This window comes from Holdemania sp. Marseille-P2844, from assembly GCF_900120005.1.
Lineage (GTDB): Bacteria > Bacillota_I > Bacilli_A > Erysipelotrichales > Erysipelotrichaceae > Holdemania.
On the sequence record NZ_LT635449.1, the window covers coordinates 133,311 to 152,912 of the forward strand.

General features: G+C 50.6%; 22 protein-coding genes and 1 riboswitch. All 22 genes read right to left on the minus strand.

Annotation, left to right across the window (positions count from 1 at the left end; genetic code table 11):
* Positions 1–37: 37 nt before the first annotated feature.
* Positions 38–454, minus strand: coding sequence for a PTS sugar transporter subunit IIA (locus BQ7364_RS03335; RefSeq protein WP_072683404.1), 417 nt, complete (start codon positions 452–454; stop codon positions 38–40).
* Positions 451–1,938: a PRD domain-containing protein gene (locus BQ7364_RS17900; RefSeq protein WP_369802536.1), complete on the minus strand. Its 1,488-nt coding sequence runs from the start codon at positions 1,936–1,938 to the stop codon at positions 451–453. Before BQ7364_RS17900 ends, BQ7364_RS03335 begins: the two co-directional genes overlap by 4 nt.
* Positions 1,939–2,153: 215 nt before the next feature.
* Complete coding sequence (locus BQ7364_RS17650; RefSeq protein WP_139248544.1) at positions 2,154–3,200, minus strand: sigma 54-interacting transcriptional regulator; 1,047 nt, start codon at positions 3,198–3,200, stop codon at positions 2,154–2,156.
* Positions 3,201–3,505: 305 nt separating this feature from the next.
* Positions 3,506–4,354 carry a DegV family protein gene (locus BQ7364_RS03345; RefSeq protein WP_072683405.1) on the minus strand — a complete coding sequence of 283 codons (849 nt, stop codon included), beginning with the start codon at positions 4,352–4,354 and terminating at the stop codon, positions 3,506–3,508.
* A gap of 140 nt (positions 4,355–4,494) precedes the next feature.
* A complete protein-coding gene (locus BQ7364_RS03350) occupies positions 4,495–7,716 on the minus strand; it encodes a DEAD/DEAH box helicase (RefSeq protein ID WP_072683406.1) in 3,222 nt (1,073 codons plus the stop codon).
* A gap of 56 nt (positions 7,717–7,772) precedes the next feature.
* Positions 7,773–8,762 (minus strand): NAD(P)H-dependent glycerol-3-phosphate dehydrogenase, encoded by a 990-nt coding sequence (locus BQ7364_RS03355; RefSeq protein WP_072683407.1) that lies wholly within the window; start codon positions 8,760–8,762, stop codon positions 7,773–7,775.
* A 12-nt stretch (positions 8,763–8,774) separates the two neighbouring features.
* Complete coding sequence (gene der, locus BQ7364_RS03360; protein ID WP_072683408.1) at positions 8,775–10,079, minus strand: ribosome biogenesis GTPase Der; 1,305 nt, start codon at positions 10,077–10,079, stop codon at positions 8,775–8,777.
* Positions 10,072–10,746: a (d)CMP kinase gene (gene cmk, locus BQ7364_RS03365; protein ID WP_072683409.1), complete on the minus strand. Its 675-nt coding sequence runs from the start codon at positions 10,744–10,746 to the stop codon at positions 10,072–10,074. The genes der and cmk overlap by 8 nt, the downstream gene beginning before the upstream one ends.
* A complete protein-coding gene (locus BQ7364_RS17905; RefSeq protein WP_072683410.1) occupies positions 10,746–11,801 on the minus strand; it encodes a hypothetical protein in 1,056 nt (351 codons plus the stop codon). Before BQ7364_RS17905 ends, cmk begins: the two co-directional genes overlap by 1 nt.
* Positions 11,802–12,116: 315 nt before the next feature.
* Complete coding sequence (locus BQ7364_RS03375) at positions 12,117–12,719, minus strand: ECF transporter S component (protein WP_072683411.1); 603 nt, start codon at positions 12,717–12,719, stop codon at positions 12,117–12,119.
* Between the two features lie 95 nt (positions 12,720–12,814).
* A riboswitch (FMN riboswitch) is annotated at positions 12,815–12,931 on the minus strand.
* A 97-nt stretch (positions 12,932–13,028) separates the two neighbouring features.
* On the minus strand, positions 13,029–13,586 hold the full coding sequence (gene efp / locus BQ7364_RS03380) for an elongation factor P (protein ID WP_072683412.1): 558 nt from the start codon (positions 13,584–13,586) through the stop codon (positions 13,029–13,031).
* A 49-nt stretch (positions 13,587–13,635) separates the two neighbouring features.
* Positions 13,636–14,004: a hypothetical protein gene (locus BQ7364_RS03385; protein ID WP_072683413.1), complete on the minus strand. Its 369-nt coding sequence runs from the start codon at positions 14,002–14,004 to the stop codon at positions 13,636–13,638.
* Between the two features lie 4 nt (positions 14,005–14,008).
* On the minus strand, positions 14,009–14,350 hold the full coding sequence (locus BQ7364_RS03390) for a hypothetical protein (RefSeq protein ID WP_072683414.1): 342 nt from the start codon (positions 14,348–14,350) through the stop codon (positions 14,009–14,011).
* On the minus strand, positions 14,340–14,768 hold the full coding sequence (locus BQ7364_RS03395; RefSeq protein WP_159432747.1) for a hypothetical protein: 429 nt from the start codon (positions 14,766–14,768) through the stop codon (positions 14,340–14,342). Before BQ7364_RS03395 ends, BQ7364_RS03390 begins: the two co-directional genes overlap by 11 nt.
* Positions 14,708–14,956: a hypothetical protein gene (locus tag BQ7364_RS03400; protein WP_072683416.1), complete on the minus strand. Its 249-nt coding sequence runs from the start codon at positions 14,954–14,956 to the stop codon at positions 14,708–14,710. The genes BQ7364_RS03395 and BQ7364_RS03400 overlap by 61 nt, the downstream gene beginning before the upstream one ends.
* Positions 14,946–15,263 carry a hypothetical protein gene (locus tag BQ7364_RS03405; RefSeq protein ID WP_072683417.1) on the minus strand — a complete coding sequence of 106 codons (318 nt, stop codon included), beginning with the start codon at positions 15,261–15,263 and terminating at the stop codon, positions 14,946–14,948. Before BQ7364_RS03405 ends, BQ7364_RS03400 begins: the two co-directional genes overlap by 11 nt.
* Entirely contained in the window at positions 15,253–15,546 is a 294-nt protein-coding gene (locus BQ7364_RS03410; protein WP_006060297.1) for a competence type IV pilus major pilin ComGC, read from the minus strand. Before BQ7364_RS03410 ends, BQ7364_RS03405 begins: the two co-directional genes overlap by 11 nt.
* A 20-nt stretch (positions 15,547–15,566) precedes the next feature.
* Entirely contained in the window at positions 15,567–16,490 is a 924-nt protein-coding gene (locus tag BQ7364_RS18580; protein ID WP_369802538.1) for a type II secretion system F family protein, read from the minus strand.
* Between the two features lie 34 nt (positions 16,491–16,524).
* Positions 16,525–17,499, minus strand: coding sequence for an ATPase, T2SS/T4P/T4SS family (locus BQ7364_RS18310; protein ID WP_072683419.1), 975 nt, complete (start codon positions 17,497–17,499; stop codon positions 16,525–16,527).
* Between the two features lie 212 nt (positions 17,500–17,711).
* On the minus strand, positions 17,712–18,470 hold the full coding sequence (locus BQ7364_RS03425) for a DUF2087 domain-containing protein (RefSeq protein ID WP_072683420.1): 759 nt from the start codon (positions 18,468–18,470) through the stop codon (positions 17,712–17,714).
* Between the two features lie 225 nt (positions 18,471–18,695).
* Positions 18,696–19,304 carry an MBL fold metallo-hydrolase gene (locus BQ7364_RS03430; RefSeq protein ID WP_072683421.1) on the minus strand — a complete coding sequence of 203 codons (609 nt, stop codon included), beginning with the start codon at positions 19,302–19,304 and terminating at the stop codon, positions 18,696–18,698.
* Between the two features lie 99 nt (positions 19,305–19,403).
* Positions 19,404–19,553 (minus strand): 50S ribosomal protein L33, encoded by a 150-nt coding sequence (rpmG, locus tag BQ7364_RS03435; protein ID WP_020223239.1) that lies wholly within the window; start codon positions 19,551–19,553, stop codon positions 19,404–19,406.
* Positions 19,554–19,602 lie beyond the last annotated feature (49 nt).

A 19,602-nucleotide genomic window follows, 5' to 3' on the forward strand; every position in this document is an offset into this window, starting at 1 on the left:
TTTGAAGTTCACTGGAAAATATCCAGTTCATTCCTTTTTAAAACCAGGATTCCTCTTGCGGAATCTCGTTTAATTTAGCGTTGCCGTAGACCATTGACTTCTGCGCTTCATTCAGAATGGATTCGATGGCCATGCCGCCGGTTTCCACATCGCTCAAGCACAGCTGCAAGACTAAATTCAGATTCATCCCGGCAATCAAATGAACATTGGCATCCGCGCAGAGAGGAAGCAAGGCGGTATTGACGCTGCCTCCCCAAAGGTCGGTTAGAATTACCGTTAATTCGCCAGGCCAGGATTTGATCATTCCTTCCACTTTTGTTTTGAGCAGTTCCGGCTGCATTCCCGAAACCAGGGACAGCGGAATCAGCTCTGTCTGATCTCCAACGATCATTCTGGCCGTATCGGCCATGCCTTCGGCTAACCGGCCATGTGAAGCTAAAATCAATCTTTTCATTCTGCCTCTCCTTCCAACTCTTTTTTATTAAAGGCTTCATCATTCGCGATATAATCATACAAATAAGATATTTCATCAATCGGAACGGTAACGTTATAGCTTTTCAATATCCGTTGGAAACTGATATGGACTTGATCAATAAAATCCTGATGTTCTTTTTGAAAACGCGTTAAATCCGCCTGGGACTCAATCGCGGTTCTTGTCACAAGCCGCTCAATGAGAAAACTGACATGGATGTAAATTCCCACAAGCGTCCGGCTTTGAAACCGGCAATGACGCTGCCGTTGAAGCTCGCTGACAGCTTCATAAACTGAATCCAGCAAATGTGCAGGATTGAGAATCGTGAGGTTTTCCATCAGACTTTGCAAAGAAAAATTCTTTAATAACTGCTGATGAAATTGATCCAGTTCCTCCTCGTTTAATTCATCCTGAAAGGCTTCCGATAAGGGCTGCAGGTTTCTGAATCCTACGATATCTTCTAAGGTTACTGAATTCACGCCATCCAGTTTCAAGCCTAACGGTTTAATTAAGAGGACGACATGATATTGCTGAAAGCAATCGTCATTTTCCAATGTCGTCTTCAGTCTCGAATATTCGACCTCAATAAATTTGATATTGACCGGGCGCGGCAAAGAACTGCGGAACAGTTCTGCCAATTTTCCGCTGACGCGGATTGAGATATCATTTGTGAATATAATAGCTTTAGGTTTTTCTGTTTGCCGCAGCAGTCGGTAATGGCATTGATGGCTTTGACAAGCAGCGATGAGAATCGCTTCCATTTCTTCATTTTGTTTAATCCGATTCCCGACATCCAGTGCTAATCCTGTTGATATATTGTTAATAATTCCAATATCCATCTTTGAATTTAAGTGCTGGGCCATCGCTTCCAGTGAGCCCATGTCGACAAGAACCAACATTCCTTGATAATAAGAATGCATCTGCAGGAATCGATCCAGTTGCTTTTCAATCGCGGCGACTTCAGTATCCAGCGGCATGTCAATGGCATCAAAAACCTGACTTTGCAATAACTGATTCGCGGCATCCGCAATACTGGACGCCGTGGAATAACCATGACTGATTATAATTCCGCATAACTGCCGGCCTTTTTCCTGCTGATTATAAAAACAGATATTCAAGGTAAGAAAGATAACGTTCAGCGGCTGTGTTTTGATTTCCAATGTAGTGCATAGCCGGGAAATCAATTCGTCGGCAAGTGAGAACGCCTGCGGCAGCTCCTGTTTCAAAGAATTCAGACAAGACTGGATCGAATCTCTCTGTTCGCTCTCCCAAACGGAAGCGCTGGTTTTCATTTGATGAAGAGAATCGATCATTCTTGCTAAAACAAAACTGCAGTTTAAGGGCAAGGTTAGCCTGGCATTGTCTTTCGCTTGATCAATCAACGTTTGAATTATATTTTCAATCGAACTGATCCGCGGATTCTCTTCTTTTTGTTCAAAAACAATCATGTCATAATACTTCCGCATGATCTCCAACCCGTCCTTCAGAAAAGAATTGAAATGATGATGATTAAAAAAGTAATCCCGATGTGCTTCCAGCAACAGATCAAACAGATCGAAAATCTGATGACTGTCATTCTCAGGAACCAGTTCGTTGATCGTTAAAAAGACAAGTTCCTCTTTCAAGCCTTTCCATTCCAAAGGAATTTTCGATAACAAAGGTTCCGGCAAATAAACTCGCTTCAAGCACAGGCTTTGTGTCTTCTCCTGTTCAAAAAAGCATTGGCACACATCGTCCGAATACAATTTTTCAACTCATGAATATTCAGCCCCAACGTATTACTTCCTAACAAGGTAAATAGAGATTGCGAAAGTCGTATTTCGCAGTTTAATCTTTTTTGTTCCTGATTCAGAAGTACCCTTACTAATTGTTCCCGTTCTTCAGCCGGACGCTTTGTTAACGGCGGAATGCTGCAATGAACTGGTATGCTTAATAATAAATCCTGTCCCAAACATTCTAACGAAGGCGTATCCACCCCAAGGATTACCCGCGTTTGACTGCTGATGGGATGTTCTGAATCTCCCATGCGGGTAAACTGTCCAGTGTTGATATAATCAGCGATCCTCTGCTGACATTCCAGGCTCATTTTATCGGCCTGTGAAAGATAAAGAAGACCGTTATGACATTTTTCGATAAAGCCTGTTTGTTTTTTAACAGAGCTGTGGATTCCGAAAAGATCTTCCAGCATTTTATCCGAGGTTTGTTCTGAATTAAATTGATATGCGATAAAACAAGCTTTATCCATGACGCGATGTTGATTTTTTAAGAATTCAAAAGCAAGCCGGGCTAAAAATGTTTTTCCGCTTCCTCTTTCACCCTGGAGGATCACGGGCAACCCATGCGGATAAAGCATCGCAGCTTTTAACTGCGAAATACAATAGCCTAACGAACCATCCTCACCCACCGCGTTAAAAAAATCCTGCGGCTCTTTCTGCTTCTGCTTTAACGCTTCAATTAAATCCGGCATATTGTAATATTCGTTATAGGTTAACGTCACGTTATACTTTTTCTCCAACTGTGTTTTATCGAAATAATAAACGGGTCTGGAGTTAATTTTGATACATCGCCCCAGTTTACACAATTCATTCAAATATTGGCTGGCTAAAGAACGGCTGATATTTAAAGTATTGGCAATATTGCCGGTGGACATCGCTTTTAAAAAGTCAACGCCATGACGGCAGGTTAGATCTTCTACGATTTTCTGAATTTCTTTCTGCGTTTTTTTCATGGACTCACCACAGCTCTCTAAGGTTGACTTCTGTCTTCATTATAAGCGTTGGAATAAAATTGTCTGAAACACCAGAGAACTTCAACACTGTTTAACAATTTTCATTTGTTTTCAACACTATTTGTCCTTTTTAACAATACGATTCTCCAAGTTATTCATTTCCGAAAATCTTACATTAACTACAAATGAATCAGAGTCACCTCTGCCATGATACCGCTCGAAAGCGATTTAATCTATCATTCAATAACTTTGGCAAATTTTACCTGTTTGTCAAAGTACCAAAAAAAAAACTGCCAAGCTTACGCTTAACAGTCTGCCTGACGCAGATAGGCGATTGCACTGACGCCCGGCCCGGTATGCGTGCCGATTACGCTGCCGACGCCGCATACCTGCGAACTGACGATTGCTTTTTCTTCTAAGAAGGCGATCAGGTCGCTGACCGCTTCACGGTTTCCTGTATAACCAAAGATCGGTTCCACCTGAGGATCCGGCATTCCCAGCTTTTCCATCTGCTGCCAAAACAGCTGCAGTGTTGCTTTCTTGCCGCGGGCTTTGCCTAAGACGCTCAGCTTGCCCTCCTCCAGGGTGATCATCGGATGGATGCCCAACAACGAACCCGCAAATCCGGCGGCCTTGGACAACCGGCCGCCTTTTACCAGAAATTCCAGCGTGTCCACAGCGGCCAGAACGACGATGCGCGATTTCAGCTGATCTAACTGCGCCGCGATCTGCCTGGCGGACTGTCCGGCATCGCGCAGCCGGATCGCTTCGCGCAGAAGCAGCTGGGTGCCGATCGTCGCCGATAAACTGTCGACAATATAAATCGGTTCGTATTCACAATAATCCTTCGCCAGCTGCGCCGATTGACAGGTTCCGCTTAACTGGCTGGACAACGTCAGAACGAGGATCTCCTCGCCTGCCGCTTTTGCTTTCTCATATTCCGTCAGAAAGTCGTTCGGCGAGGGCTGGGAGGTTGTCGGCAGCTGACCACTGCCCGTCAGCTTGGCATAAAATTCTTCGATGTTCAAATCAATGCCGTCGCGGTATTCTTCATGGCCGAACAGCACCTTCAGCGCAACAACGCCAATATTGAGCTGCCGGGCTGCCTCCGGGGTCACATCGGCCGTGGAATCAGTGATAATACGAACTGTCATATCGTGTCTCCTCCTTGAGATAGTTTGAATATCAATATAAAAATCTAACCCATTATAACAGCGTATTCTCCCCTTGGCAACCCTTTTTCGCAAAATAAAAACGGCATTTCAAACAATCACTTGAATGAAAGCCGTATCATTTAAAATTCAGTCTCAAACAGCTCGAGAATTTCCTCACGGCTCATCGCGGCGATCGAGCCGTCGGAACCTTCGATGACCGATTGCGACAGCTGCTGCTTCTGCTGCTGAAGCTTGCTGATCTTCTCCTCTACCGTGCCTTCGACGATCAGCTTGACAACCTGGACGTTGCGCGTCTGGCCGATCCGGTAAGCGCGGTCGGTCGCCTGATTCTCCGCCGACAGATTCCACCATGGATCGTAATGAATGACGATCTCCGCGCCGGTCAGGTTCAATCCTGTGCCGCCGGCTTTCAGCGAGATCAGAAAGACCGGCGTCTTGTCACGGTTGAAGCTTTCCATTAAATCAAAACGCTGCTGCTTCGGTGTTGCGCCGGTCAGCAGATAGGTTCCGATCCTGCGCTTCTCGCATTCATCCCGCAGCTTGTCCAGAATCGTCGTAAACTGGGAGAATACCAGAATCTTCTTGCCCGACTCCACCGCATTTTCAATCAGCTCCATGCAGGCAGTCAGCTTGCTCCGCTCGCCCCCGTAACCATCAAATACCAGCCCCGGGTCGCAGCAGATCTGCCGCAGCCGCGTCAGCATCGCCAAAATCATGATCTTGGAGCTGCCGGCGTTGGTTTGCTGATCCAGCGTCTGCGTCAGCTGTGTCTGGATCTGCTGCAGCGACGCCTGGTAGAGCTTCTTTTCCGCTTCGCTGAATTCGATCTGCAGCACGCTTTCCGTCTTTTCCGGCAGTTCCTTCAAGACGTCCTGTTTCACGCGCCGCAGAATAAACGGCGATACCAGCTTCTTTAATAACGTCAGCCGTTCTTCGTCGTCATACCGCACGATCGGCAGCTCGTAATTTTCCTTAAACTGTGCGTAACTGAACAAATAGCCCGGCATTAAGAAATCGAAGATCGACCACAGCTCGGCTAATGAATTCTCAATCGGCGTACCGGTTAAGGCAAAGCGGTGGCGGGCCTGGATCTGCTTGACGGCCTGGGCGCTCTTGGTCCGCTGATTCTTGATCGCCTGCGCCTCATCGAGCACCAGATACTGAAACGCCAGCGGCTGGTATAACGCCTCGTCGCGCTTGACGTAATCGTAAGACGTGATGAGGACGTCAAAATCGTTTGCGGAAGCCAGCGTATTCTGACGTTCTTTCAGCGTGCCGTGCACGCAGCCGCATTTCAGCTGCGGCGCGAAGCGACGGATTTCCGCCTGCCAGTTGAGGATCAGCGAAGCCGGAGTGACAACCAGACTGCAGCCGCCCTCCCCCTGCAGCCGCGCATCCTCCAGCACGGCGATCATCTGCAAAGTCTTGCCGATGCCCATATCGTCGGCCAGAATCCCGCCGAAGCCATAGTGAGCGATCGTTTTCAGCCAGCGGAAGCCTTCCTTTTGATAGGTGCGCAGAATCTTGCGCATCGAGGGCGGCACGTCGAATTTGCTTTCCTCAATATTCTTAAAGTCGCGGATCATCGTTTTGAACTCCTGATTCCGCTCGACCTTGATCTCCGGCGTACTCATCAGCCGTTCGTTCAGCGCCAGCGCCCGATAGTTTTCCAGCGTCACCGGCCCGGCGCCCAGCTGCTTCGGATCAACCTGCAGTGCGTCCAGCATCGCCAGCATTTCTTCGGTTTCGCCCTCGCCAATCGCGAAGTAGTCGCCATTTTTCAATCGCACATATTTTTTCTTCTGCTGATAGCCGCGGAAAATTTCTTCCAGTTCCTGCGGCGTCAGCTGCGGACTGTCAAGTTGCAGCTCCAGCAGGCCGGAGGTCAGCCTTACGCCGACGGAGAACGAAGCCCGCGAACGGATCTGAACATTTTTCAGCGATTCGCAGATATAGACCTCCGCCAGATCCATCAGCTTGCCTACCCCTTCCGCCAGGAAGCTGAATTCCTTGGTTTCGTTTTTCTCAATCCAGGCGATCTGGGTCAGCGTGTCAATCCGAGTCACATACTGCCGGATGATCGCGCGCACTTTCTGTTCCTTGCGCAGGTTGCGGTTATCGCGGTTGGTCAGCGTATCGAAGCCGATGTATTCGTTGGGGCCGTAACAGAAGCGGATCGTGATCATGATCGTATGCGGTGCCGGCTCGTCGATATACACCCGCGTGACCAGCGGATCCAGCCGGACCGGCAGCTCGTCCATACCCAGCACCGGAATCAGCTCGCTGACCGGCTGCAGGACGTTGTAATAGAAATTCTTGATCTGTTCGTGACTGACGAGTAGCTTGCCGCCCTGCTGCAGCCGTTTTAATAAGGGTCCGCACAGGATCCGGTACCGCGGAAGCAGCCGGATCAGCGTGCCGCCGACATAGACATAATCGGCCTCATTGCTGGACAGATAGCGATATTCGTGCGGCGTGACCGCAAGCTGGTAATCCTGTCCCTGCCCTTCGACCTGAAGCGTAAACTGCGGATTTTCCTCGATCATCACCATCGGCCGGCCATCCGCCATCATCACCGGATGATTCCAAAACAGCTCATAAAAATCATCGACGCTGCTGCCGCTCAGCTTGACATAGCGCGCGCTAGTATCAAAATTGGTCTGGGATGAATAGTTGCGGCGGATAAAGCGCAGAATTTTCTGCGAAACTTCATCGAACGACTCCGGAACATGCAGAAACTGCAGTTCCTTGCCATAGCTGACAATCGCCGCCTCGTTCATCCGCGTCATAAATTCGCCAAGATTTTTCAAAATGTATTTTTTCTTGCGGCCGATCCGGAAACTGACCAGCAGCTCGGAATTGGAAAACATGACCTCCGGCTGCAATTCGACCGGATCGTTCTGCAGCATCACCGGGTCGTCCAGCACCGCGGAATTGACATACGCCTCGATCAGCTGCTCGCTTTGCGAAAACATCTGCCGGCGGCGCATCTGCTGGATATAGTCAGCGGCGTTCTCCCGGTAATAAAAAGGAAAATGGTCGATCGTCCGTTCTTTCAAAAACATCAAAACCGCGCCGATGTGGGCGCAGGCTTTTTCATCGTGGACACAGTACGGGCATTCACAGGAAAAATGAAGCAGCTCGCCGGTCACAGAATGCAGCGACAGCTTGACATGCTGCAGATATGGATAAACGACCGCTTCGACCTCGATCAGCTGCAGCGTTTTATACTCGACGGCCGACAGCGACTGGATGATCGAGCGTTCCTGATGATAACGCCGCGCCAGATTCCACGTCCGCTCGTCAAAATAAGTACTCAGATTCGTTTCGTCCAGAATCATTGGCACCGGTTCCTCCTTTCCGATTGTTCCATCAGAAAAAGCCCCGCGACGGGCTTTTATTCTGATTTCAGCTCCCGGGCCATCAACAGCTTGATCGCCTGGGACGGCTTTTCGCCTTCGTACAGCACGCGGTAAACCTGTTCGGTGATCGGCATGCTGATGTGCTTCTTAATTGATTCTTCATAGATGACCTTGGCCGCTTTTACGCCCTCGACCGTCTTCTTATTGGTTTTCCAGAAAATCTCCGCGCTGTCCTGACGGCCGATCTGCATGCCGGCCTGGAAGTTGCGGGAATGCGGGGAGGTGCAGGTGACGATCAGATCGCCGACCCCGGTTAATCCCAGATAAGTTTCGGCCCGTCCGCCCTGCGCGATGCCGTAGCGGGACATTTCCGCCAGACCGCGGGTCATCAGCGCCGCCCGGGCGTTGTCGCCTTCGCCCAGTCCGGTAATGATGCCGCTGGCAATCGCCATGATGTTTTTGATCGCCACGCCGGTTTCCGAACCGATCACGTCGGTTCCGCGGTAAACGCGGAAATAATCGTTGGAGAACAGCTCCTGAATCTTTCTTGCTGATGCTTCGTTTTCACAGACCGCATTGACCGAGGTCAGCTTGCGGAGAATGACCTCTTCGGCGTGTGAAGGGCCGATCAGAGAAACGACGTCCGTCAGTGTTTCCGGCGTGAAGCATTCCTTGATCACTTCGCTGAGCCGCTGGTGGGTCGTCGGATGGAATCCCTTGGCGACGTTGATCACAATCACCGGATGATCCAGCGCCGCCGCAGCCCGGCGGCTGACTTCCTCCACCGCGCCGGTCGGCACCGCGAAAAGCAGGATATCGGCGGTTTTGACCGTATCGAACTCCAGCGTCGCTTCGATGTCCGGATTGACCAGTACCTCCGGAAAGTATTTCGTGTTGCGATGGAGCTTCAGGTCGGCAATTTCCTCAGGGCTCTTGCCCCAGATGACGACCTCATGATGATTGTCCGCCAGCACCTGCGCCAGCGCCGTGCCCCAGCTTCCGCTGCCCAATACGCAAATTCTCATATTGCGCCTCCTTTAGTCCTTACTGCGGGCGATGATCCGGATCGGCGATCCGTCAAAACCAAACGCTTCCCGCAGACGGTTCTCAATATAACGGCGGTAGGAAAAGTGCAGCAGCTGCGGATCGTTGACGAACAAAACAAACGTCGGCGGCGCGACCGCTACCTGCGAAGCATACAAAATCTTTAAGCGCTGACCGTTATGCGTCGGCGCCGGAGTTGTCAGCTGAGCGTCCATCACGACTTCGTTGAGCACGTTGGTCGCGATTCTTAATTGGGAATAGTGATAGACGTCTTCGATCATCGGCAGCAGCGTATTGACGCGCTGATGGGTTTTCGCCGAGACGAACAGCACCGGAGCGTAACTGAGATACACAAACTGCGCGCGGATCTGTTCCGTCACCCGGTTCATCGTCTTCTCATCTTTTTCCACGGCATCCCACTTGTTGTATACGATAATGATCGGCTTGCCAGCTTCATGCGCATACCCGGCAACATGCTTGTCCTGTTCGCGGATTCCGCTTTCCCCGTCGATCACAAACAGCACGACGTCACAGCGTTCAATCGCGCTCATCGCGCGCAGCACCGAGTATTTTTCAATATTTTCATAGACCTTGCCGCGCTTGCGGATCCCGGCCGTATCGACGACGACGTAATGCTTGCCGTCATGTTCAAACGGAGTATCGACCGCGTCGCGGGTCGTGCCTTCAATATCGGAAACAATTACGCGTTCTTCTTTTAACAGCGCGTTGACCAGACTGGACTTGCCGACATTCGGCCGGCCGATGACCGCGAAGCGGATGCCTTCCAGCTCCGGCTGCTGCTTTTCGGGAAATGCCCCGACCAAGGCGTCCATGACGTCGCCGATGCCGATGCCGTGCGATCCGCTGACCGCAATCGGTTCCGAAAGCCCCAGCGCATAGAACTCATAAATATTTCCCTGCAGCGTCGTGTCGTCAATTTTATTGACGGCCAGAACGACCGGCTTGCCGCTGCGCCGCAGCATCCGCGCGATGAACTCGTCGTCGCCGGTTACGCCATCGCGGCCGTTGACGACAAACAAAATGACGTCGGCTTCCTCGATCGCAATTTCGACCTGGGCTTTAATTTCTTCCTGAAACGGCTGGTTTTCCAGCTGAATTCCGCCAGTGTCAATGACGCGGAAATCCTGAGTCAGCCACGTTCCTTTTCCGTAAATCCGGTCCCGGGTCACGCCCGGGGTATCCTCGACGATGGAAACCCGTTCGCCCAGGATCCGATTAAAAATCGTTGACTTTCCGACATTCGGACGGCCAACGATGGCAACCACACCTTTAATCATGGTTTCCCTCCTTACTCTTTTCAGCAGCCAGCTGCTTGATCGCCGCAACGACCTCCTCGATCGTCATGTCCGAGGTATCGACGCAGACGGCGTCCTCCGCCTGCCGCAGCGGCGAATGGATCCGCTCCATATCCTGCCGGTCGCGCTGTGCGATTTCCGCGACGAGCTGATCATAGTCTGAACAGATTCCCTTCTGCTGATTCTCCAGAAACCGCCGTTTCGCACGGGCCTGGGGCGAAGCGGTCAGAAAGATCTTCACTTCCGCCTCCGGCAAAACAACCGTTCCGATATCCCGGCCATCCATGACGACGCCTTTGTCCGCCGCCATTTTCTGCTGCCGCTCGACCAGTTTCTGACGCACTGTTTTCAGTGAAGAAACCCGGGACGCCGCCATCGACACGGCGTTGGATCGGATTTCATCCTGCATCTCCACACCGTCCAGGAACACCTGTCCCTGCGGAGTCAGACAAATTTCAGTCCGGTCGATCATCGCGCCCAGCGCAACTTCATCATCCAGCGCCAGCTTTTCGTTCAGCGCTTTGTAGGCGATACAGCGGTACATCGCCCCGGTATCTAAATGGATATAGCCACATTCGTGAGCCAGCCGCCGGGCAATCGTACTTTTCCCCGCGGCGCTGGGCCCATCAATCGCAATGTTCAATTTCATTAAATAATTCCTTTCTGAAGCAGGATCCAGTACACGACGATCCCCAGTACCACTAACAGCGCCAGGATCAGCAGGACCAGAATGAAGTTTAACAGACGATTCGTATAGGATACGGAATCGTTCATATCGTTCAGCTCGTCTTCATAGTCGTCCATCTGCGCCCGCAGCTGTACCGTCTCGCTCATCAGCTTTTCACGCAGTTCTTTTTCTTCCTGCATGTGGGAGCGCAGTTTGCCGAAGAAGCGATGCGGCTGGGTCTCGTCCTCTTCCCAATCCTCGTCTTCCTCGTCCTGATCTTCCTCTTCTTCCTCATCGTCATCCTCATCCCGATGCCGGCCGAACAGTTTCCAACGCGGCTTTTTCGTTTCTTCTTCGTCCTCGTCGTCCCATTCGTCATCCTCTTCCTCATCGTCTTCGTCCTCGGCAAGGACCGGCTGGATGTCCGTGGTTTCTTCTTCAACCGGCGGTTTCATCCGGCGTGATTTCTTGATTTCCGGGGTTGGCGCCGGTTCCAGCGTCTTTAACATTTCGCCGCTGTTGCCGCTCTGATCAAGCAGCTGCTTGACCTCCATTGAGATCGTGTTGCGCAGCGTGTCGTCCTCCGGCAGCACAAACGACGGGATATCCATGTCATCCAACAGGTTATCCTTGCTCGTGCTGACCATTTTTTCCTCAAACGGCCGGATTGAGCTCTGTTCGCGCAGCTGCTTCAAAATGTTGACCTGCGTGTCCTCACTGGCTAACAAACCGCGCTGCTTGTTGTACTCCTTTACTTCGCTGATGTACTCGTCAAGATATTCATTATTAAAAGAAGAGGCTGCCGGACTCGCCTTCTCTTTCTGCGTTTCATCCGCAAAATAAGCTTCGCGGCGCAGATGGATCGGATCGTGGTTTTCTTCTTCTTTAACTTCCAGCTGTTCCGTTGCAGTCGTATCCAAACGGCTTAGCCGTTCGGCATAGGCGGAGATCCCCTTCGTGCTGATCTGCGATTCCGCATCGTTCTGCAATTCCTGCCTCAGTTTTTCATATTTAGCCTTACGCGACATATTCTGCATACACAGTGCCTCCTAATCTTTTTCATTATATCAAAAATTGACTCCAGTTGCGAAGAAAACTGACGGTTTGCCCGGATTCTTTTGTGAAAGCGGCCGGTCAGCTTTTATTCCTGCGGCCTCACTTGGAATCATGTCCACGATCATTTTCCAATTTTCTTCATCCTGCCGCCGATGAAAGCGAGGATCAATCAAGAATTAAAAAAGCTGGCGATTGATTCTGAGCGCTGATTTGCCAAAGCAGATCGCAACCCGAATATCAAAATCCCAGCCCAGAAGCTTCTTTTTTATTTCGTCCTATTTCGCGGCCGATTTTCTTCAGCGGTGCAGAATCGGCGAAATGTGCTTATATAACAGGAACACCATCAACGACGTCACAATTCCTTTAATTAAATTGAACGGCGTCGTGCAGAACAATACGAGCGTGAACGCGTTATCGACAAACGGAACAACCTTGGCGCCCATCAAAATAATCGCTTCCAGCGGCATATTGAAGAAGAACGAATACGCCGGAAGCATCACGAAATAATTTGTCAAACCGCCGACCAACATCAGGCTCACCGTGCCCAGAATCATGCCGATCAGCGCGCTTTTCAGATTTTTATGCCGCCGATAAAGCCAGGCGGCCGGCAGAATAAATGCGCAGCCCATTACAAAGTTGGCCAGCTCCCCGACATACGCCGTACCGGAACCAAAAAACAGACAGCTTAGAAAGACCTTCATCGCTTCGATCGCAACGCCGGCCAGCGGTCCCATCGCAAAACCGCCGATCAGGACTGCGACCTCACTGAAATCCAGTTTGTAAAACGGCGGAGCGATAAAGGGAATCGGAAAATCAAATTCCATCAGGATAAACGCGATCGCCGCTAAGATGCTGACTTTGGCCATGGTTTTAATGTTGAAAAATTTTCTGTTTGTCATCTTTTTTCCTCCACTTCTGACAACGCTGACTTTTCCTGTCCTGGCGACAAAAAAAGGTTTCAACAAAACCTTCGGGGTAGCTCTATGAAAAAGAAAAAAACATTCTTTCATCCAGACTTTACTGTCGCCACTGGAATTCCACCAGTTCGGCCGAGAATCGGCTCGCGGGGTTTACCGCCGGTCGGGAATTGCACCCTGCCCTGAAGTTTTATCGCCTTTATCATAACCTTCACAAATGAATTTGTAAAGACCTTGACAAGAAAAAGAAAAAAGATTTGATCTGAATTCGACCAAATCTTCAGTTTAGACTTATGCGCGTCCGGAATATTTGCCGTCAGCCGTGTTGATGACGACCATTTCATCCTGTTCGATAAACAGCGGAACACGGATTTCCAGACCGGTTTCCAGCTTCGCCATCTTGGAAGCGGAAGTCGCCGTATCACCCTTCACCGCCGGTTCGCATTCAACGATCCGCAGCTCGACTTTATCCGGCAGAATAATTCCCAGAATTTCGCCTTCATACATCGAAATTGTGACGTTATCGTTCGGTTTCATGAACTTCATTTCCCATTCCAGATGATCCTTCTGGATTTCAATCTGGTCATAGGTTTCGTTATCCATGAAGACCAAAGCGTCGTCGGTATCATACAGATACTGCATTTCGCGCTTGTCGATGTGCGCCTGTTCCACCTTGTCGCCGCCCGTGAAAGAGATTTCGTTGATAACTCCGGTACGCAGATTTTTAACCTTGACCTTGACGATCATCTGGCGCATCGCAGTTTTGTTGTGCTGAATATCCAGAACGACAAAAATATTACCTTCATTTTCAAATGTTGTTCCTGGTTTTAAGTCATTTACAATAATCATTCCTATTCACCATCCTACCTAGTATATTTTATAGGAATAGCCGATTTTGTCAATGATTTCCCGGCTGTGCATGACTATTTTCCCAATGAATCCGGTTGCCGAAGCGGCGGTTGCAGCCGAAACTGATCGTCGCGGCGATCGTCGCAAAGCCCAGATAGCACCATTGGTCAAAATTCAGCCGGCTGCCCAGGATCAGAAACTGCACGCCCAGGATCACGGCGCTGACAAAGAAGTCCAGCAGTTCCACCGTATTTTTGGAGCGGTACATCAAAACCCATGAAATAAAGAACAGCTCGGCGCCATAGATGATGGTCAGAAACGGCGTGCTTCCCGAGGGCAGAAACTGCAGCGTTTCCCCTAACAACATCAAAATCAGAAAGAAGACCGAAGCGACCACGCTGTCCATGAATTGTTTCATCGTTTCACCTCATCTCTATCTCATAGTTTGTCACTTTCCGGTTGGTTTCATCCAGCTTTAGCACAATTTTTTCATAGGCGGTCATCACTTCTGCCGTATCGCCGCGCCATTGTACCTCAGCCTGAATTTCCGCCCGCCAGCCGCCGCAGCGATATTCATGGTTCAGCTGACAGCGTACCCAGCGAAAAATGGGGATTAAGCGCAGATCCTGCCGCTGACTGGCTTCCAGCTGTTCGGCAACGGCGATCTCCGCGTTGAGTTGAAGATAGCCCAATGCCGTCCAGGCGCTCAAGATCAGAAACCAGGCCAGAAAGAACAAGCTGACAAATCCCCGTTTATCCGGCATCGCCCACCACTGCCTCCCATTCACCATCCATGCTGACAAGATGCATCCAGATCTGCGACTGCCGCTGATCAAACCAAACTGTTTCAACCTGATCGAAGAAAATCCAGGTTCCCGGCTGGACCAACAGCCAGTTTCCACTCTGAACAAGACGGCGATTTTGACCTTCGGCATAAAACGTCAGCTGATCGCGGCTCACCTCAATTTCTCCGCTGCTCAAAAGCAGCCGGCGCAGCTGCTGCAGCTGAATTTGATCCTGAGCGGAACGCATCAGCCAGTCCTGTCTGGCGAGAAGCCTGACGAGGGTCGGAATCATCGGCAGAAACAACGTGACAATCCACAATCCCAAAAGCAGATCGATCAGAATGTTTCCGCCGCTTGTTCTGCAGGGTCGCTCGTTTCGATTGGAAGCGGCGTGCATACCGGACATTCCCCCTTTGCTTCAAGCGCTTCCGCCAAGCGCTGGCTACTCTCCTGCTGCCTGCGCTTGGCGATCTCATTGAGATGATAACGGCTGTCCAGCAGACCTCCGGTTAACAGAATACAGGCAGTGCACAGCGCAATCGCGATCAACGCGTCGCTCAGCAAAAAACCGCGATTATTTTCCAACGATGCGCCCCCCTGCCAGCTCCATCACCAGACAGCGCCGGCTGAAGCAGAACGTACGGGCCTGATCAATCCGGCCTTTCCTATTGTAATGTATGCGGATGCGGCCGGTCTGGTCCGCATCAATTTGGGCGATTTGTTCCTGACCTTCGCCCATCGCCCGGGCCTGAAGCGGCAGCACCTGTGCGATAAACCGGCCGGGACTCAAGTCCGGCTGGATGACAAACGGAATCGTCAGCAGCTCGCAAGCCGCCACAATCATCAACGCCAATAACATTTCCGTCAGCGTCGTCCCGGCTTTAGCGGACATAAGCCTGACCCTCGCGGATTTCCAGTTGCTCGCCGCCGGAACATTCCGTCTGCTGCTTCGTCAGCAAGCCTGCCGACACCAGATCATTGATTCTTAACGGCAGCTGACCGGTATCCAGCTTGTATTGGAGAATTGCCGAGTCGATCACCTTCAGCTGCGCCGCGCAGCCCTTTTCATCGACAATTTTCATAACCCGCTGAATATTCGGTACCGACAGCAGAAACAAGATTGCCAGCACGCTGACGACGATGATCATTTCCAATAGTGTAAAGCCCCTTTTCATACGTTTCTTCTCCTCTCTTATTACATCTGACTCATGATTGAAAGCGGCAGCAGCAGGATCTGATAAACGATCAGAATCATCGCTGCAATCGTTCCGTAGGCAAACAGCTGCAGACCTCGCGCTGCCCATCGCAGCTGATCGAACAGTTGTCCCTGACGCACCTCGACATAACTTTCCAACAAGGGTTGAACCTGACCGCTGCGGGAAGCGGTGCGCATCAGCTGCATCAGCGAAGGATCGAGATACTCCGTGCCTAACGCCGTTTCCAGACTTTCTCCTGCCAGCAGCGCCTGTTCCACATGCCAGCTCATGAGTTTCAGAAACGGCTTTTTCGGCAGTTTCTGCAATAACGTCAAGGTTGTCTGCGTCGGACAGCCTTCCCTGAGACAACAGGAAAAATAACGCGAGAAATCCAATCCCAGCCAGCGTCTTAAAAACTTGCCACGGCGTTTTTGAATCAACAGCACATACGCACTTAACCGTGCCGTCGGTTTGCGCAGCCAGATTGCCAAAGCGCCGGATGCCGCCCCCAGCAGCGTCAGAATGAAAAACATTGTGCCCAAGCCGTGATGCAGCAGCACCATCCCCGCCGGGTTTCGCTCAAAGGACTGAATCAGGCTGATCAGCACCGGGAAACAGACATGGTTGAACAAGGCCAGACCTCCCAGACTGCCGGCAGCTAAAAGCATTGGGTAGCCTAACAGCTTGCGGATCTGGCTGCGGTTTTCGGTATATAACCGATGCAGTCTCAGTGCCAAGGTCAGCGCCTGCTGAGGCGGCATGACCTGCGCCATCGTCTCAAAATCAGCGGCGATACCTTTCGGCAGGGCCAAAGCCAATACGGCCGCAAAGTCCGCCCCTTCCAGCATTCGCCCACGCAGCGCGGCGATGATGGAATGGTTCTTCGGCGTTTCAATAAAGGTCATGCTTGTCTGCCAGCTCATCGCGCTGCCCAGAAGAATCGCAAGCTGCTGACATTCAGAGACCGACAGCCTCCCGTTGTTTCTGTGTGATGCGATTTTTGAACAGCAGATCGTCCAGCCGCTGCGGCAGCGGGATAAAATTATCCGGCGCCTGTCCCTGGCGCAGCTGCGCAAGCTGGTCAGGCAGAAGCACTTCATAGACACACATCCTTCCCTTTTGATTTTTTAAGGACACCAACCGCTGACAGCTGACTCCAGCCAGCATCTCCATCAGCTGAGTTTCACTGACTCCCAGTTCGATCATCCGTGTGATCGCCGATTGTGCTGATGAAGCATGAATACTGGTCAGAACCAGATGTCCGGTCAGTGCGCAGCGCAGCGCCATCGCCGCCGCCACCGGCTCGCGGATTTCGCCGATCATGATGACGTCCGGATCATGCCGCAGCAGTTGGCTGATCCCTTCGTCATAACCCAGATGCTGACGCTCGTTGATCTGGATCTGAATGAAACGGTCCGAATAAATTTCAATCGGATCCTCGAGCGTGAAGATCTTGGCCGGGCTTAATTCGTTAAGCATGGCGTACAACGTTGTCGTCTTGCCGCTGCCGGTAGGGCCGCTGACGAGGAATAAGCCGCTGCGTCGTTTCAGCACTTGCTTCAGCAGATCGGTCTGCTTTTTATCCGGACAACAATCGGTCAGCGTCCAGTCCAGCGTTCCGTTGAGAATTCGCAGCACTCCGCTGGTCAGCATCAGACTGTGCATGACCGCAAACCGCAGCGCCAGCACCCTACCATCCACGTCGATCTCAAACCGACCGGTTTGCGGCCGGCTGCCATCGCTCAGCTCCAGGTTGGCCCGGTATTGAAGATAACGGAACAATTTCAGGTCCTGCGCCTCAGTCTCAATGTCCTTAATCTGAAGTCCGCAGCGCATCTGCAGCGTCACTGTTTCATTGCGGATGGAAAAATGCAGATCGGTGGCGTGCTGTTTTAAAGCCATCCGCAGTAAAGCAAGTAATCGTTCTTCCATATTCTCTCGCCCCCTACACCTTCAATATTGCGCATTTTTGAAAAAAGCCCCCTCAATATTTAAAAAAAACTGAATTTCTATCATTTTTTACCAAAACTGGATAATAAAAAGAGCTGACGGCACAGTCCGGGTTAACCTTGCACCGTCAGCTTGTTTCAATTAGAGCCTTGAATTTTTGCCTAATCGAACAGATTTTTTCTTTTACCTGCAGTTTACTTTCGCCAATAAGCGCTGCCGTTGGCTGTTCTTTCCAGAAAACCGTATTCAATTAACACTCGGCGCAGATAGACGTGATCCGGCCAGATCCGTTTAAGCATTGTGTTGATTTGCTTTTCAGTATATTGAACTTCCGGTTTGAAATTCTCGGCAATTTGTGCCAATACCGCCAGCTTCCGTTTTGCTTTCGCCGGCATTTCCTTCAACGCACCCTGCGCGTCAAAATAAGTTTTCAGAATTGTCTCGCGTTCTTTTTCCGTTAATTCATATCGCTCGTCGCGCATTACTGCCGCCGCATGCGCATCGACCAGCTCCGTATCGTTTAACTGTTGGATAGAACGGCCGGTGTTTTCGTTAAGCAGATTCATCATCATGACGAACAACTGCGCCTGTTTCTGTTTTTCCCGCAGCTTAAACCGGTAATTGCGAATTGTTGATAACGTGACGCCCTTTTCCTTCGCAATCTCCTGATCGCTTTGTCCCGACGCAAACGCCTGCAGCATTTCCAGCTGCATCGCGCTGACGCCCAGCGGTTCCGGCCCCAACCGCAGCAACATCGTTAAGGACGACCCATGCGCGTTTTTAACGTGCAGCTTCATCTTCCGCTCGCCCAGCACCCAGCGCTCATCCTGGGCATAGATTTCCTGAAGATGATAACGCTGCCGGCAGAACAAACACTCGGCTTCCTCATCTACAATCCGATATCCCCGACGGATTTCTTCCGCGCTGGCGTCCCACAGCTCCTGTTTTTCCATTTCATCTCTCCCCATTCCATTTTATACAAACATTATAAAATAAAATCTACTTATTTCATAGATGTTTATTTGATTATCTACCATAATTTAATCTTATTCTAATTTCCAGCCAATTTATTATGGCCCAGTCCGATATATCTGTGGGTTCTATCCGCCAAGCTTCATCCAGCTTTGCTTTTTGTTCAAAAAAAAGCACCGGCCGCACAGCCTGATGCTTGTTCCACTTTATCCGCGGCGAGTCCGCAGAAAGGAATTATCGTTGAATTCTTTCTCCAGCGTCGTCGCCGGTCCATGACCGGGATACAGTCTTAACTGCGGATCCAGCGTTCGAATCATTTTCAACGTCTGGCGCATCTGCGAATCATTGCCTAAGGGCAGATCCGTCCGCCCCACACTGCCTTCAAAAACGACATCGCCGCAGAAACAGTCCTGACCGATCACAATCAGTACGCTGCCCGGCGTATGGCCCGGCGCTTCCAGAATTTGCAGCTGAATCGTGCCCAACTTCATCAGCCCTTCCGTTAACGGACGAGTCTGACTGCGGACATGAGCCGTCATTCCGGCCATTCCATTGAGGGTTTCATCTTCAAGCAAAACCTGATCCGCAGGATGTACATACACTGGACAATGAAACTGCCGGACCAGTTCGTCAACGGCGCCGATATGATCGAAATGTCCATGCGTCAGCACAATCGCCGCCGGCACGCGTCCCTGCAAATGATCCAGAATCCGCTGAGCTTTGCCCGTCGGATCCAGAATCAGCACTGTCCCCGAATCTTCAAGAATATAAGTGTTAGTCGCAAACGCGCCGGAGGGAATTGATTCAATTCTCATCTACTTTTCCTTCTTTCTCACATCTGATTGAAAACTTTCATTTTTTTAACCGATCGCTGAAAATTAAACGAAATAAAAAAAGCCAGGATCCGGCTTCTTTTATTTTTTCTCCTTGTGAGTCGTTTTCTTATTGCAGCGTGGGCAGTATTTCTTGATTTCCATCTTTTCAGGGTGTTTTCTCTTGTTTCTTGTCCCAATGTAATTTTCTTCGCCGCATTCAGAACATTTGAAAGTAATTGCGTCTCTCATGAATATTCCTCCTAATAATGCTAAACAAGTATAACATAGTTTTTTTTAA

Excerpts from the sequence above, each read along its gene's own strand:
- BQ7364_RS03395 (WP_159432747.1), bottom strand. The coding sequence starts at position 14,768 with ATGCACGCCGCTTCCAATCGAAACGAGCGACCCTGCAGAACAAGCGGC.
- BQ7364_RS03350 (WP_072683406.1), bottom strand. The coding sequence starts at position 7,716 with ATGATTCTGGACGAAACGAATCTGAGTACTTATTTTGACGAGCGGACG.
- BQ7364_RS17900 (WP_369802536.1), bottom strand. The coding sequence starts at position 1,938 with ATGCGGAAGTATTATGACATGATTGTTTTTGAACAAAAAGAAGAGAAT.
- BQ7364_RS18580 (WP_369802538.1), bottom strand. The coding sequence starts at position 16,490 with ATGAGCTGGCAGACAAGCATGACCTTTATTGAAACGCCGAAGAACCAT.
- BQ7364_RS03390 (WP_072683414.1), bottom strand. The coding sequence starts at position 14,350 with ATGCCGGATAAACGGGGATTTGTCAGCTTGTTCTTTCTGGCCTGGTTT.
- BQ7364_RS03430 (WP_072683421.1), bottom strand. The coding sequence starts at position 19,304 with ATGAGAATTGAATCAATTCCCTCCGGCGCGTTTGCGACTAACACTTAT.
- BQ7364_RS17905 (WP_072683410.1), bottom strand. The coding sequence starts at position 11,801 with ATGCAGAATATGTCGCGTAAGGCTAAATATGAAAAACTGAGGCAGGAA.
- BQ7364_RS17650 (WP_139248544.1), bottom strand. The coding sequence starts at position 3,200 with ATGAAAAAAACGCAGAAAGAAATTCAGAAAATCGTAGAAGATCTAACC.
- BQ7364_RS03355 (WP_072683407.1), bottom strand. The coding sequence starts at position 8,762 with ATGAGAATTTGCGTATTGGGCAGCGGAAGCTGGGGCACGGCGCTGGCG.
- BQ7364_RS03410 (WP_006060297.1), bottom strand. The coding sequence starts at position 15,546 with ATGAAAAGGGGCTTTACACTATTGGAAATGATCATCGTCGTCAGCGTG.
- BQ7364_RS03345 (WP_072683405.1), bottom strand. The coding sequence starts at position 4,354 with ATGACAGTTCGTATTATCACTGATTCCACGGCCGATGTGACCCCGGAG.
- efp (WP_072683412.1), bottom strand. The coding sequence starts at position 13,586 with ATGATTATTGTAAATGACTTAAAACCAGGAACAACATTTGAAAATGAA.
- BQ7364_RS03385 (WP_072683413.1), bottom strand. The coding sequence starts at position 14,004 with ATGAAACAATTCATGGACAGCGTGGTCGCTTCGGTCTTCTTTCTGATT.
- BQ7364_RS03425 (WP_072683420.1), bottom strand. The coding sequence starts at position 18,470 with ATGGAAAAACAGGAGCTGTGGGACGCCAGCGCGGAAGAAATCCGTCGG.
- rpmG (WP_020223239.1), bottom strand. The coding sequence starts at position 19,553 with ATGAGAGACGCAATTACTTTCAAATGTTCTGAATGCGGCGAAGAAAAT.
- der (WP_072683408.1), bottom strand. The coding sequence starts at position 10,079 with ATGATTAAAGGTGTGGTTGCCATCGTTGGCCGTCCGAATGTCGGAAAG.
- BQ7364_RS18310 (WP_072683419.1), bottom strand. The coding sequence starts at position 17,499 with ATGGAAGAACGATTACTTGCTTTACTGCGGATGGCTTTAAAACAGCAC.
- BQ7364_RS03405 (WP_072683417.1), bottom strand. The coding sequence starts at position 15,263 with ATGTCCGCTAAAGCCGGGACGACGCTGACGGAAATGTTATTGGCGTTG.
- BQ7364_RS03335 (WP_072683404.1), bottom strand. The coding sequence starts at position 454 with ATGAAAAGATTGATTTTAGCTTCACATGGCCGGTTAGCCGAAGGCATG.
- BQ7364_RS03375 (WP_072683411.1), bottom strand. The coding sequence starts at position 12,719 with ATGACAAACAGAAAATTTTTCAACATTAAAACCATGGCCAAAGTCAGC.
- cmk (WP_072683409.1), bottom strand. The coding sequence starts at position 10,746 with ATGAAATTGAACATTGCGATTGATGGGCCCAGCGCCGCGGGGAAAAGT.